The sequence below is a fragment of the Verrucomicrobiia bacterium genome (assembly GCA_035946615.1).
Lineage (GTDB): Bacteria > Verrucomicrobiota > Verrucomicrobiia > Limisphaerales > UBA8199 > DASYZB01.
The window spans coordinates 30158-43847 of record DASYZB010000105.1 but is presented as its reverse complement, the minus strand read 5'-3'; the positions used below and the strand labels follow the sequence as shown (position 1 = coordinate 43847).

Sequence of the window (13690 nt, the reverse complement as noted above, 5' to 3'; positions counted from 1 at the left end):
ACCGAAGTTAGCTGGCGACGCTGCTACCCGCAAGCGAGGCGTTGCGGTCGCCCGAGGCAACGATCTGACGGTGCGGGTCGGTGAGCCGATGGATTTCAGCCAGCCAACCGCGCAATTGCTCTTCTAGGGTCACGATGGTTCAGGATAGGCTAAAGCTCGCTCTCTTCAACCGCCACCGCGTACTGTTGACCCGTGGAATTAACTTTACACCACCTGGGCCGTGTTGCGCAAAAGGCCGATGCCGCTAATCGCAACCTCGATCTCGTCGTCTTCCTGCAGGGTGAACAGGTCCGGCGGCACAATGCCGGTTCCCGTCAGCAACACCGCACCGTGGGGAAAGGTCTGACATCGGAACAGAAAACCGGCGAGTTCTTCGAAGCCGCGTTTAATCTGGCCGACCGGCGTTTTCCCCTCGAACACCCGCGTCCCTGCACGGCTTATCGTGAGCTGAATCTCCCAACCCCGGGCTTCCGATTCCGCGGCGCCAAGCCGGACCCAGGGTCCCAGCGCGCAGGACCTGTTGTAAATCTTGGCTTGAGGCAGATACAACAGGTTTTCGCCTTCGATGTCGCGCGCGCTCATATCGTTACCGGCCATGTAACCGGCAATCTGGCCACGAGAGTTCAGGACCAGCGCCAACTCCGGCTCCGGCACGTTCCAGCGAGCATCGCGACGGATGCCCACCGGCTGGCCAGGCCCAACCACTTTCTGCGCCAGCGACTTGAAAAACAGCTCGGGCCGCTCCGCCTCATAAACCCGGTCATAGGCCGTGGCGCTGAAATCCGATTCCTCCATCCGGGCGGTCTTGCTGCGCAGGTAGGTCACCCCGGCCGCCCAGACTTCCTGCTGTTCGACGGGTGCGCACAAGCTGACTTCAGACAACGGAAAGTGCGGCAAATGTTCGGCGGCGAGCCTGTTCAACTCTATGAGCGGGTCTTCTTGCTCGAGCAGCAAGTGCATTTGAGTCACTCCTGCCGCTGTCAAATCCACGAGCAGGTCATCCTCCTTGACGAGCCCTATACAGACTGTGCCTTGAGGCTTCACAAAGCGGCAGAGTTTCATATCGGCTGCGCAGGCTCGAAGTAGTGTCTCACAAATACCCGGTGCGATTTTTTACAGGAGGAACCGGAGAAAGCAGAGTTTTTGGCTCTGTTCCCTCTGTTTTCTCCTGCTCAAATAACTCCCGTTGGCCCGTTTTTAGGCCTTATCGGTGGATTTGGCGTTGTCGCCGGTGCCATGGAGCTTGCTCCACGCGTCAAAGCTGATGTACTGCTTGCTGCCCGGGGGGTCTTCGACCTCACAATTCCTCGGCTCGACGGGTGACATAACGAGAAGTTCATAGATGCGGCCGGGACCCTGCTCGAGGCAGATGACCGCGATCATCGTCGAGCGGGCCAAATCTGCGTTGTCCGTATAGAGGAAGCAGTTACCCACACACTCCGCCTGATAGGGAAAGCCGACCTCATCCCAGTTACGGAGATGCAGGCCGCGAGTATCAAAGCGGTAAAGGAACGGATAGGTATCGTACGCATCTTTACTGTTCAGGCCCGTGCTCAGAAAATACCCATCTTCCTTGTCTTTCTTGACCTGCCAGTTGTAGGCGACCGTTCGCAAAGGGGCCGCGGGCGTATTGGCGAGGTTCTTCAGCGAAGACTGCGCCAACTCCAGGTTCTTGATGAGATGGGGGAGAAACCCACCTCGCTTTCGATAGACGTTGGGGTTGCTGCCAACGCCCCGATAAGCATAGGGATACTTGATACCGAGAGCAGGTGGCGGGGTCCTTCTTGCTTCTTGAGCCAGCCTCAGGAGCGCCAGCTCGTTATCTACCTGTGATTTTTGCGACGAAGAGCCCGTTTCCAGCGGTTTGAGCAGCGGCTTCTCGACCTGGGTTGGGGCGGCCGGCTTCACCAGGGTTATCGGCTTTACCGGCGCAACCGTTTTCACCTTCACTGGGGTGCTTTTCATTGCCGGGGAGCTTGGAGTGGCGCCGGAGGACACTGCTGGCTCCGATTTTAATTTGGCGGCCACTTTCGCACACACCAGGCATTTTCGCCGTCCGTATCCCGGCTCGCCCTCAGGACCAATGCACCAGGCCTTATTGTCCACGCATTTCATTTTCGCGCCTCCATTGCAATCAGGTTTATGTTCGGTTCGTCAGCCGCATCCTTTTCGTCTGCGGGCGCAAAAGCGCCTCTATTGACTTTCGTAAGGTGGGCCACGCGGAAATCTTTAGCCCTTGCGCGGATAATTTCAAGACTTAACACCCTTCATCATCCTTTTCCTTCCGCTCGCTTCCCCCTCGTCAACCCGCCCTTTTTCCGTAAGATTGGCTTGTGCTGTTTTATAGCGACAGACGATTCATTGCGGAATTGCACCAGTTCTTCAGGCGGCACTGGCAGCGGGCGCTGCGGATTCGCGAAAAGTTCCGGTTCAGTGAGCAGGCCTTTCACCTGGTTCTGGCGGGCGGTGTAGGCGTGTTAGGCGGGCTGGTGAACCTGTTTTTTTATTATGCCACCGAATCAATCAAAGACCTTTTCCTGCGGCATCCGGGCCGGCCAGAGGAAGTGGCCGAGATGATGGTGAAGTGGCAGCGAGTCCTGACCCCCACCCTGGGCGGCCTGTGCGCCGGGTGCGTGCTGTATTGGGGTTTGCGTTTGGCCGGAGGGCAGCGCTCGACCAACCTGTTGGAGGTGGTGGTGGCCGGTGATGGCCGATTGCCTTTCCGTAGCGGGCTCGTGAAGTTCTTTTCGTCTCTCATTACGATTGGTTCGGGCGGCTCGATTGGGCGGGAAGGCGGTATCGTGCAATTGTCGGCAAATCTGGCGTCGAAATGGGGACAATTGGCCAAGTGGCATCCGTATCGGCTGCGGTTGCTGGTGGGTTGCGGGGCGGCGGCGGGGATTTCGGCGGCCTATAACGCGCCGATTTCCGGGGCGGTTTTTGCGGCGCTCATTGTCCTGGGCAATTTCTCTATGAGCCTGTTTGCGCCGCTGGTTTTTGCTTCGGTTGTGGCTACGATGGTGTCACGCAGCTTCTTTGGCATTCAACCTTGGTACACCGTGCCGCCCTTTGAGTTCACCAGCGTGACGCAACTGCCCTGGTTCGTATGCCTGGGCGTCCTGAGCGGGGTGATGGGAGCGATGTTTTTGAAGCTGCTGAATCTGGCGGAGGAGTTTTTCAAGGGCCTCGCTGTGCCGGTCTATGTTCGATTGACCATCGGAGGTTTTATCGTAGGTCTTATTGCGCTGCAGTTCCCGCAGGTCTGGGGCAACGGTTATGTCATTACCAATCGGATTCTGTTAGGCGATTACCCAGCCGAATGGAGGGGCTTGCTGTTCCTGGCGTTGCTGTTCCTGGCCAAGCTTCTGGCTACTCTGGCCACCGTCGGCTCCGGCGCAGTGGGCGGGGTTTTTACCCCAACGCTCTTCCTGGGCGCGGGTTTGGGGGCAATTTGCGGTGTGGGCCTGCGAGAAGTACATGTGGCGCGCGAATTGCCTGTGGCCGTTTTTGCCGTGGTCGGCATGGGGAGCATGCTTTCGGCGACCACGCGCTCGCCGTTGCTGGCGATGATTATGGTATTCGAAATTTCGCTCGATTACTCGCTGATGCCGCCTTTGATGCTGGCCTGCGTGGTCTCGGTCCTGGTGGCGGGCAAACTGCACCCAGCCTCCATTTATACCGAGCCACTGCGCCGCAAAGGAGTGACGGTTTCGCACGACGCCACCGCCTCCGAGTCGGCCACGGAACGGACGGTCAGCGACTTGATGCGGGCGCCGGTGCCCCCCTTGCGCGAGACGGCCACCCTGGGCGAGATAGTGGACCGGTTTCTGACCAGCGCCAATAACTTCCTGCCGGTCGTCAATGCCAAAGGGCAATTGCTGGGCATTGTCGCCTTGCACGACCTCAAGGAATATCTGGGGACCAGAGAGGAACTGTTGGGAATTATCGCGTATGATGTCATGCGCCCGCCCCCGGCGAGCGTGACGCCTAATCAGCGGCTGCTGGAGGTCCTGCCCGTCGTTCTGGCCAGTGAACAGCGGAATATCCCGGTCGTCAATACGCTGAAAGAAAACCGCCTCATCGGCGCGCTGGTGCGCGGCGAGGTGTTAGGCATCTTCTCGGAAGTCATCGCCGCCAGCCGCAAGGCCGAGGTGTGAGCAGTTGACACATCCACGAAGGGATTTTCAGCACATTGGCTCCAGCCCGGCTCGGCAGTTCGATTGGCTCACCCCTCTCGGCGGCGACATTCGGGACCCGATGAGACCGGGTGCTTTTGTCCGGGGGACCACTGGTTGTGCGGGAACTGAGCTTCCTTAATCGGAGGGCGGCCGCTGCATCCTGAATGCCCGAACCAAGCACCGCAATGGCCATAACCAAAAGCGTAAGCCGCAGAGCAACCGGGGCTCCAATCGGAGTCCAAACGAGATGGGTTGGCGCGGTGAACCTCACCAGCGCGCCGAAGATTATCGCCATCAGCATGTGCAGCACGTATTCGCCGCTGGGAACTCGAACAACGTGTGCCGGAATCCCAGCACAATGGGAATTAACCCGGCAACGGTCACTTCGACCCAGGTTTCCGCACCGACACGGACTTGGTTTTCATGGTGCAGAAGCCGGACTTTTGACCAGCCGGCGTGAAGCAGATCAAGTCGTGCCGGGTTTTGGAAGAACCGAAACACGCTGTCACGCGATGCCGGCACAAGATGTTCAAAGCAAAAGCGCATTGTGGCCACCCCTATTCATCCGCGTTCAGCCTCGCTGGTTGGATTGGTTCCTGCGCGTTTTCTGAGGTCTCCAAATGCCTCTCGGCTGGTCGGGAACTGAAACTCAAAGCCGGACTTGAGCAAGCGCCCGGGGATCACACGGCGGCTTTTGATGAGCAACTCCGTTTCGGTGCGCAACACGAACGCGCCGATTTCGAGCATCCAATTGGTCGCCGGCAATCCAAAGGGAACACCGCAAACCTGCCGAAGAGTCCGCATCATCTCCGCATTCGGGAGAGGATTGGGGGCAACCAGGTTGGCCGGACCCTGCAAATCATTGTGCGAGATGAACCACTCCACTGCCCTGCAAAAATCCCTCTCGTGAATCCACGACACGAACTGCCGCCCGCTGGCCATTCGGCCGCCGAGTCCGAGTTTGGTCAGGCGACGCAGCACCGGGAACACGCTGTTCTTTCCTAAGCCCAGAGCCATGGCCATCCGCATCAACCTTTCGCGTCTGCGGAGTGGAGGTTTCGTTGAGGGCCCGTTCCCAAGCCCAGGCGACTTCCACTGAGAAACGGTCTTTCGCCTCCGCCGTCGCTTCGGTAAGACCCGTTTCATCCCAGGGAGCGCCAAAGGTGTGACGGTAAACCGTGGCGGTGCTCGCATTCAGCCAAACTTGCGGTGGTTGATGACACCTGCCGATAACCTCTCCCAGGACACGGGTTGAGTTCACTCGTGAATCGAGAATTTCCTTCCGGTTCCGCGTGTTGCAACGACAGTTGACCGATTTCCCGGTGAGGTTAATCACGGCGACAGAGCCCTCCACCTCCGGTGCCCAGTCGCCAAGCGTGCAGCCATCCCAGCCGACTTGCCGACCGACCAAGCCGCTATCGCCAGGCGACCGGGTAAGAATCACAACATCCCAGTCGGCCTTCAGAAAATGAGATGCCAGTGCCTGGCCGAGAAAGCCAGAGCCGCCGGCGATCATGATACGTTTGATATTCGCTTTCATGGCATTTCGAAAAAGACGCGCTTGGCGTGATTGTGGGCGAGACCGGTGGATTGGCGCGTGCAACACCGCAAGTCCCGCCAGGTGAAGGGGCCAGGCTGGGGCAATCCTTTCCGGATCTGGTCGGGGGTGAACCGAGTTCGTGGAGCGAGGTCCGGCGGCATTAACTCGCATGCAGGAGCTGGCTCGGCGAGACCTTCATGAAGCATCCGCACCTGCGCGCTGGAGACCATCGGGACCTTCATCATCCGTTCGAGGCACCAGGCCAGGACCTGATGAAACCAGACCGGCATGGGAAACATGATTGGATGTCGGCCGACGACTTCCGCTACCCGGCGGACAGCTTGTCTCAAGGTCAGTTCCTCAGGTCCAAGCACGGCCACTGTTTTGCGAGACAGGGCACCGTCCACGACACACGCTTTGACAATTCGCGCGACATCTTCGACGGCATTTGGCCGGATTGGCTTATCGCGCAAGCCAACGAACGCAAACAGCCGGAAGGTGTAAAACGCATGGCTGAGGTGATTGAGCATGTGATCGCCTGGGCCATAGATGACGCCGCATTTGAGGACGGTGTAATCCAGGCCGCTTTGCCGAACGAGTTCCTCCGCCGCCCATTTGGATTCATGGTAGGGCGAGCCACAGTTTGGCCTGGCTCTCAGGAAGCTGATGAGCACGATTTTCCGAGCGCCAACTTGTCGGGCCGCCTCCAACACGTGGCGCGTGCCTTCGATGAGAACTTTCCTGAAGGTTTGGTCTCCCTGTTCCCGGTTAATTCCCGCGCAATGGATGACCGTGTCACTCCCGGCAATCGCTCTAGCCAGCTCGGGGGTGCTGTCCAAATCGAGTGGCGCGAAACTGGCCAGGCCTCGAATTGATGCATCGGTTCTGTCCAATCCGCGAGCGATCAGCAACACCTCGTGGCCTTCGGCTGCAAGCTGGCGGGTGATATTCCGCCCAACAAATCCCGTCCCGCCCGTAACTGCAATCTTCATGGCCTCGCTCCTTTCCAAGCCGCCGGCAAATAGATTACTGGCAGGTAAGCAAAAACCAGGTTGATGGCGTGATAACCGATTCGCTTGGGGAAATTGGTCAGGTATGGAACCAGGTCGAAAACAAACGTGGCCGCGATCAACCTGAGCGTCCAAAACGCAGCCAAAAAAAGACCCAAGGCTCTGGCCAACGTCCCGCCCGCAGCCAACGTGCCGGCGAGGGTAAAGGTGAGGAGCCCAAAACTCACCAGGCAAAGGCCAATAAAGGAATAGTAAACCCAGAACAATTGGCGGATAAAACTCGGCAGCGTTACCAGGTGCTCCCGCAAGCCCACAACTTTCGGCATCAACAAACCGGCGCAAATCAAACCGAGGTGCAGCAGGCCGGCGATTTGGAGCAGGAGGGTCAGTGTATTTGTGTTCATGGTCGTTTCCTCAGGTTGCGCCGATGGCGTGGAGCATCGGCAAAATGACGTGGTGAATGAAAATCGGGTGGAACAGCCAAAACGCTGGTACGCCGGCAACCAGCGCCACGAAGCACCAGCCCTTTACCCCGGAGCCGAGGCCCAGGTTTTGGCCACGTTTGCTACGTTCGAACAGGAGGGCCAAACCCTGGAGAACAAAGTAAGCTGTCGGCAGTCCGTAGCCGCCCCGCGCGGGAACCGAGATGACTAACTCGTGCAGGGTGGCGGAAATAAGGAATACCAGCAAGAGTGCTCCCCAACGTCCGACGCTCTTGGTCAGAGGCTTGAAAACGCCCCCATGCATGAGGTCGCTGAAAGCAGCGTTCCAGTCCTCCCCCCAAAACCCGCTGAGCGAAGTCGCTCCGGCAGGCGAGCGCATAATTGGACGCGCGTTGATACCGAGAGCACGCCACAATGCAGAAAGGAGGTGAAAGAGTCCAAAATGAAGGAGTAGGACGACGCCGACCATTCCCACCCAGCCGGTGATCATAGGATGTGTTGCTCCGACCAGGGGCACTCCGACCCACACCACCGCAGCCCCGAAAAGTGTCTTTGCAGCCGCGGCAGCCCACTCGCAACCAGCCGGTGGACGAATAGGGTTTGTTCCACAGAACGCCCGGAGATCCATTCCAGGCCAGAGAAGTCCATAAGTAACCAGCCGACCTGGACCTGCTCTCTTCCCGGATTGCAGAAACCCTTGAATCGTGACCCACTTTGCTCCAATGAACAGAGCGAAGGCGATCTCCCACATCCATATCCAGGCAGGCAGGGCTCTCCCCAAGCGGAGGACAATAGCGGTTGGCAACAGCGCAGAAATCCAACCCACAGCACCAAGCCCGGAGCTCCTCGGATGCGCTGCGATGTGGCAAGTTCCCGCGAGGCAGGTCCGATTTTGGGCAACCCATCGGTAGCCTCTGCGCAACGAGAGTTTGACCGGGGGAACAATCGAAAGCCAGAACACCGGCTTTGCCCACCAGACACGACGTGCGATTTCAATCAGTGCGTCAGCTCCGCCGTGTATTTGACCGCCAGCAGTGATCAGCCGCAACTCCGACAGGAGTTCCTCACCGTTGTTGGTCAGATGGTCCTTCACCCAGGGTGTTTGCAGGGGCACCAATCCGAACCGATACCTGCGTAGCAAGGCCCCAAAGCTACGGGCGAGATTCACGCAAAGGCCGCATTGGGGCATCAAAGCACACCCAGCCGTTCGCGTTCTTTATATCTGTAATTTCTGTATTCACAGAACTAGCATTCCAAAAAAAAGAGACGACTCTCTACGATCTCAGTCCAATGCTCTTGAGGACCTTGTCCCCTGCACTCAAAAACTTCACCAAAGCCGAAGCCGGCAACCTGGCCACCTGCATATACCAGTTCGTCGTTGTTTGGAAAAAACGGTGGAGTTCGCGGAGGCGCTCTTCGGTGCTGTTGTCGGTGTCCTTCTCCTTACCCGCTTCGGCGATGCATTCCTCGAGGATGGCCATGGTCGGATCAATCTCACGGCGCTTGCGCTCATCCAGCACGATGCGGAACATCTCCCAAACATCCTTCATGGATTCGAAATGGTCCCGCTTATCGTCCAGGACGTGGACCAGTTTCACAATCCGCCAGCCTTGAAGCTCCCGCAGACTGTTGCTCACGTTCGAGCGGGCCACATCCAGCGTCTCGGCAATCTCCTCCGCGTTCAACGGTTTGGGCGAGATGTAGAGGAGCGCATGGATTTGCGCTACCGTGCGATTGATGCCCCAGCGGGTTCCCATCTCCCCCCAATGGAGGACGAATTTTTGTTGGACCTGGTTGAGCTTCATATTCTGTCATTTCTGTTGGTTCAGAAATAACATACATACTCTGCTCTGTCAAATGAATCGTTGCCTTTGCACCTTTGCATCCGGTTTCTTCCCAGCTCTCGCGAAGCAATTCGACCTCCGTTTTCGCCACAATCTGCGGGGTCAAGGCATCAGCGCCTCTGTCCCCCGTCTGGACAATTCTGGCTCTGCCAATTCCGGTTTTAGTGCTTGGCGAAAACGAATTGTGGCACTTATGCTGGCTTTTGTTGCGATTCGCACAGCTAAAGCCGCGTCACGGATTATGAGCAAATTTTTCCAAATCATCCCGGCGGCGCTGGCAGCATCCGCGTGGTTGCTGTGGCCATGGCCTTGTCCCGCGCAAACGAACCTGGTAAACGTCACGAATATTGGCCTGGGTCCAACTTACGGCGCTGCTGTTTTCAGTCATTACCTTTACGTGGCGACTGCGAGTGGTCTGCGGATTCTGGATATTTCCAATCCTGCCAACCCTGTCGATGTCGGTTACAGCGACAGTGTGGGCTTCGCCACGGGGGTGGCCGCATCCGGCCAATATCTGTATGACCTCCATTCAGACGTGAGCGTGTTGGACATCGCGAATCCGCCAAACCCCGTCGCCGTCGGCCACATTTCCGGCAATTGGCAGTATGTAACTGCCCTTGGACAGTCGGTCTATTTATTCGCAGGAGGCGGCGTGACCATGTACAACGTCCCCGACCCTGCGAACCCAAGAGAGATGGGGACTGGTGGGCCGGTTTCTTGCGGTTATGCCGGCGCGGTGTCTGGCAATTATGCCTATGTGGCTGGCTGCTATAGTGGCTTGTTGGTTTATGACCTTTCTGAACCATTGAACTTTAAGCAAGCGGGAGAAGAGAGCGGTGGCGTCTTCGCATTCGCAGTCGATGCAGCAGTGGCGGGGAAGTTCGCCTATCTGGCTTCCTACACGAATGCACTTCGAATTTTCAATGTTTCCAACCCGACCAACCCCATCCTCGTGTCCATGCCAAGTGCGTATGGCAATAGCGTAGCGCTTTCTGGCAATTACGCCTATGTGGCGGGAAGCGGAGGAGCCAGCATAGCAGGTTGGCCAGCTAATTTGTTCGTCGTCGATGTCTCCAACCCTACAAATGCGACTGTCGTTGCCTCCAGCCCTATCGAAGGTTTTGTTGATTTTTATGATCGAGCGCATCGGCTGGAAGTATCAGGCTCCAATGCTTATATGGCCACTGACAACGGGCTGGCTGTCTTCTCGCTCGGGGTGCCAGCACCGCCTCAGCTTGGCATCAACCTGTCCAGCACCAATACCGTGCTGGTCTGCTGGCCAGCACCAAACCCGGCCTTTGCGGTGCAAGAAAATCCTGACCTGAACCCCGCCCACTGGACCACGCTAACCAACACGTCGTTTGTGGTCGGCTCACAAAACCAAGTGACGCTTCCCAATCCGCCGGGGACCATGTTTTATCGGCTGGCGGCGCAGTAGTGGCAATGGCCTGGAGTGCCAGCCTCCTTGCCCGTCAAACCGCGGTACCTCCCGTTTCACGAATTCGGTTCATACTCCTTATGTCCAGGCCACCCGCAGCACGCCCGGGAGCTGGCTGAGATCGTTGACAAGACGATCCGGGGCCTCGAATCGATCCGAGCGTTTCAGCTTCAAATCGCAGGTTATCGTCTTTTGCTTCTTCTCGAGGTCGTAGTTCAGTTTCAGGGTCTGGACAAGCGGCCCTAGGGATTCGATTTTGGTTCTGAGCGCCTGGTCCGCCGGCCCTTCGAGCGTCGCGCTGATTGTCAGAGTGGCGTACCAGTCAGCTTGCGCGTACCGCTCGACGCGCGGCAGAATGAATAAAGTAACCATCGCCAGCCCGACACCCAATAAAGCCAAATCATACATGCCGCTGCCAAAGGCGAGCCCCAGCACCGTGACAAACCACAGGCTGGCTGCTGTGGTCACACCCCGGATGATGTTCTCGTGACGCAGGATGGCGCCGGCCCCCAAAAAACCAATCCCGGTCAGGACGCCCGCCCCCAGCCGCGCCGGGTCCGAGCGAACGGTGCCGGCGGGGTTGACCGAGACGCTTTGGACGAAAAGGATTTCAGAAACAATCATCGCCACCGCGGCGGCTACACAGGCAAGGATGTTCGTCCTCAATCCGGCGGGGCGCCCGTGGCATTCGCGCTCCCAGCCGATGGCAAACCCAGCCCCAAATGCCAACACAACCCGCAGGAGCATCTCCGGAAAGCCGATGTGCGACATGACTGAATATAATCAACGCGGAAAGAAATCCAAATGGAGGGTGGCCCGCACACGACTGTCTGGCGTGAAGGTAACGCGCTTATGCTCCACGACGAATTGGCTCTTCCCGGCCAGCGCGGCGGCCTCGAGGGCCTCCCAGCCGGTTAAATTCCAGGCGGCGAAGCTGTGCCGGTAAAAGTGCCAGGATTGGTCCAGGGAATGACTCCAGGGCCGGATGTCCACCCGGAGCGTCCATCGAAGGGAAGGTTGCAGCCAGTCCCAATCGGCATCCCGGGCGACAAGGTGAGGCAGGAAGCGGCAGGATTTGAGCCGGATGACCGTTGGCGCATCGCGAACGGTTATCGCAGGGTCGAGCGGGTCTTCATCAGTATGAAGCAAAAGAAAAGGAGGCTGAAAGGTGGACCGAATAAAGGTTTGGTTGGTGAGCGCCTCGACGGCATCCAGCAAAGACGGCGAGGCGTTTGTCAGGATCGCCCGGGCCCGTCGAAAAAGGTAAAACTCGTCGGTAGCGCCAGGCATGAAAATGAGGGCCTTAACGAACTGGTTGGATTGAAAGGAGGCCAGCATGAGCGGGACACAATTGGTCAAGTCCAGGCAATGAACGGGGGGTCTTAGCGGCATAGCGTCCAGCGCTTCCGGCCAGGATTGGGCAGCGCCCAGGCTGTTGGCGAGCAACTCGAACGAAAGCGCCGCAGCCAATCCAAGGTGTTGCATGATTCAAAATGAAAGCCGGACGAGCCGTTCCTGCACCTGAGCGCGCCACCGCGCCGCATAACCAAACAATTGCGACAGCTCTTCCAGGCGGAGCAGCGCGGTTTGCTTTGTGGACGGAGTCTGGTCCGTGTTCCACTGGGCGTCCAGCGATTTCAACTGGGCAACCAGTTCTTCGCGCCAAGCCTCGAGTTGCTTTCCAAGCGAGCCGAGTTTGTCCACCCATTCCTGGCCGCGCTCGAACATCTGTGCCAGGAGCAGCGGTGAGGTGGTGGCGGCTTTTTCGGCCAGGAATCCGTCTGCTTCGCGGCACAGGCGGCTGACCTCCATGAAGCGGTCCATCAGCTCCGCGGGAATCTGTTGAACCCGGCGGGGTTTCTTCCCAAGCTCGAGTTCCAGCAAATGCACCAGCCGTTCCCGGGGTTCTCGCAGCCGGTTGTAAGCCGCATTGAGCTCTGTGTAACCTTGCTGAGCTGCTCGCTTCTCATTGTCTGTCGCCTGGTGGAGGCGGTCGGGATGCATGGCCGTCGAAAGTTCAATGAATTTGTGCTTAAGTGGCTCGGGGTCCAGCCAGGGACGCCGCGGTTGCTCCAGCAACTCAAAGCAATCGGTCACGTTTTCAGGCGCTGAAGCTCTCGCCGCAAGAGCAACTGGTGGCCGCATTGGGATTTTTCACTTTGAACCCGCCGTCGAGCGCATCCAGATAATCCAGCTCGCTGCCGGTGACATAGAGGGCGCTCTTGGGATCGACCACTACCCGCACGCCTGCCGTTTCAACCAGGATATCGCGATTAGCCGGTCCATCCTGCAAATCCATTTTGTATTGCAGCCCGGAACAGCCGCCGCCCACCACCGCCACGCGCAACACCCCGGCGGGCCGGCCTTGCTTCGATAGCAGTGAGCCGACTTTGGCGGCGGCGCTCGAAGTGAGTTTAATGAGCCGTTCGTCCCCCACCCGGAAGGCAGGGGCAGCGGTTGATTTGGCGGCAAGGTTTGCGATCATCGATTCGACAGGCAACGTAACTCGCCTAAAGGCCGCTATCAAGGAAGAGAATCCAGAGAATAGAGAATTAGAGAATTAGGGAATTAGGTGTCGGATTCAAGGCTCCTGTGAACTGGGGGATGGCTTGTCTGATGCGCCCCGAGCAGCCAGCGCGCGGCCCAGATTGGTGCGGGCCTCGCTGTTATCTGCTTTGAGCTCAAGCGCCCGTTCAAACTGATGAATGGCTTCTTCCATCTTCCCCTGGGAGGCCAGAGCGACGCCTGAATTGTTGTGGGCTTCGCTATCGTCCGGTTTGATCTCCAGCGCCCGCTCAAAATTATGAATGGCTTCCTCCCGCCTTCCCTGCAAGACCAGAGCGATTCCTAAATTGTTGTGGGCCACATAATCTCCCGGGGTGCAAGCCAGGCAGTGTGTCCACAGGGAAACACTGTCTTTCCAATAGGCCGTTTGAAGGTGGGCCGCAGCGGTGGCAATTCTCGCCGGTCTGTCAGCCCCCGGGTGTGGCTGGATTATCGTAAACACAAACACCATCGTCGTAGTTGACAAAACCGTAGTAAAGGGTCTGGCCGAAAACAGCCCAGATCGCCAAAGCCAGAAAGATGCAGATGGCCAAAGCGCCACGCTGACTGTCCCAGCGCGATTCGGCTGGGAATGCCCTGCCACTGGTGCCGGCAATAGGACCGGAAAGCCACGCCAACTCTGCTCCCTCGGAATGTCTGAGTTTAGAGCGCCGGCTCATGGGATTATCCAGC

Annotated in this window: 17 protein-coding genes; 2 read left to right on the top strand and 15 right to left on the bottom strand. The window is 58.1% G+C overall.

What is annotated here, in order from left to right:
• Positions 1-7: 7 nt before the first annotated feature.
• The 3 genes from VG146_14655 to VG146_14645 all read right to left on the bottom strand — a co-directional run bounded on the left by VG146_14655 (position 8) and on the right by VG146_14645 (position 1965).
• Positions 8-133, bottom strand: a complete 126-nt coding sequence (locus VG146_14655) for a hypothetical protein (protein ID HEV2393590.1) — start codon at positions 131-133, stop codon at positions 8-10.
• Positions 134-204: 71 nt separating this feature from the next.
• The gene (locus VG146_14650; GenBank protein ID HEV2393589.1) at positions 205-1062 is read right to left on the bottom strand and encodes a fumarylacetoacetate hydrolase family protein; all 858 of its coding nucleotides are present in this window, start codon (positions 1060-1062) and stop codon (positions 205-207) included.
• Between the two features lie 135 nt (positions 1063-1197).
• Positions 1198-1965: a hypothetical protein gene (locus tag VG146_14645; GenBank protein ID HEV2393588.1), complete on the bottom strand. Its 768-nt coding sequence runs from the start codon at positions 1963-1965 to the stop codon at positions 1198-1200.
• Between the two features lie 368 nt (positions 1966-2333).
• On the opposite strand from VG146_14645, the gene VG146_14640 reads away from it, so the two are divergent.
• The gene (locus tag VG146_14640; GenBank protein ID HEV2393587.1) at positions 2334-4157 is read left to right on the top strand and encodes a ClcB-like voltage-gated chloride channel protein; all 1824 of its coding nucleotides are present in this window, start codon (positions 2334-2336) and stop codon (positions 4155-4157) included.
• A 582-nt stretch (positions 4158-4739) separates the two neighbouring features.
• Here VG146_14640 and VG146_14635 read toward each other — a convergent pair.
• The 6 genes from VG146_14635 to VG146_14610 form a co-directional block, all read right to left on the bottom strand.
• Complete coding sequence (locus VG146_14635) at positions 4740-4985, bottom strand: DUF1731 domain-containing protein (protein ID HEV2393586.1); 246 nt, start codon at positions 4983-4985, stop codon at positions 4740-4742.
• 52 nt (positions 4986-5037) lie between these two features.
• Positions 5038-5718: an NAD-dependent epimerase/dehydratase family protein gene (locus VG146_14630; protein HEV2393585.1), complete on the bottom strand. Its 681-nt coding sequence runs from the start codon at positions 5716-5718 to the stop codon at positions 5038-5040.
• Positions 5715-6710: an NAD(P)H-binding protein gene (locus VG146_14625; protein HEV2393584.1), complete on the bottom strand. Its 996-nt coding sequence runs from the start codon at positions 6708-6710 to the stop codon at positions 5715-5717. The genes VG146_14630 and VG146_14625 overlap by 4 nt, the downstream gene beginning before the upstream one ends.
• Positions 6707-7132 (bottom strand): hypothetical protein, encoded by a 426-nt coding sequence (locus VG146_14620; GenBank protein HEV2393583.1) that lies wholly within the window; start codon positions 7130-7132, stop codon positions 6707-6709. Before VG146_14620 ends, VG146_14625 begins: the two co-directional genes overlap by 4 nt.
• A gap of 10 nt (positions 7133-7142) precedes the next feature.
• Entirely contained in the window at positions 7143-7550 is a 408-nt protein-coding gene (locus VG146_14615) for an MBOAT family protein (protein ID HEV2393582.1), read from the bottom strand.
• 895 nt (positions 7551-8445) lie between these two features.
• Positions 8446-8976, bottom strand: a complete 531-nt coding sequence (locus VG146_14610; protein ID HEV2393581.1) for a MarR family transcriptional regulator — start codon at positions 8974-8976, stop codon at positions 8446-8448.
• Between the two features lie 280 nt (positions 8977-9256).
• On the opposite strand from VG146_14610, the gene VG146_14605 reads away from it, so the two are divergent.
• Positions 9257-10453 carry a hypothetical protein gene (locus VG146_14605; protein HEV2393580.1) on the top strand — a complete coding sequence of 399 codons (1197 nt, stop codon included), beginning with the start codon at positions 9257-9259 and terminating at the stop codon, positions 10451-10453.
• A gap of 78 nt (positions 10454-10531) precedes the next feature.
• Here VG146_14605 and VG146_14600 read toward each other — a convergent pair whose 3' ends face one another.
• The 6 genes from VG146_14600 to VG146_14575 all read right to left on the bottom strand — a co-directional run bounded on the left by VG146_14600 (position 10532) and on the right by VG146_14575 (position 13677).
• Positions 10532-11224 carry an MgtC/SapB family protein gene (locus VG146_14600; protein HEV2393579.1) on the bottom strand — a complete coding sequence of 231 codons (693 nt, stop codon included), beginning with the start codon at positions 11222-11224 and terminating at the stop codon, positions 10532-10534.
• Positions 11225-11236: 12 nt separating this feature from the next.
• On the bottom strand, positions 11237-11938 hold the full coding sequence (locus tag VG146_14595) for a hypothetical protein (protein ID HEV2393578.1): 702 nt from the start codon (positions 11936-11938) through the stop codon (positions 11237-11239).
• Positions 11939-11941: 3 nt separating this feature from the next.
• Complete coding sequence (locus tag VG146_14590; GenBank protein HEV2393577.1) at positions 11942-12550, bottom strand: hypothetical protein; 609 nt, start codon at positions 12548-12550, stop codon at positions 11942-11944.
• Between the two features lie 4 nt (positions 12551-12554).
• Positions 12555-12938, bottom strand: a complete 384-nt coding sequence (locus tag VG146_14585; protein HEV2393576.1) for an iron-sulfur cluster assembly accessory protein — start codon at positions 12936-12938, stop codon at positions 12555-12557.
• 96 nt (positions 12939-13034) lie between these two features.
• Entirely contained in the window at positions 13035-13460 is a 426-nt protein-coding gene (locus VG146_14580; protein ID HEV2393575.1) for a tetratricopeptide repeat protein, read from the bottom strand.
• A complete protein-coding gene (locus VG146_14575; protein ID HEV2393574.1) occupies positions 13426-13677 on the bottom strand; it encodes a hypothetical protein in 252 nt (83 codons plus the stop codon). Before VG146_14575 ends, VG146_14580 begins: the two co-directional genes overlap by 35 nt.
• Between the last annotated feature and the right edge of the window lie 13 nt (positions 13678-13690).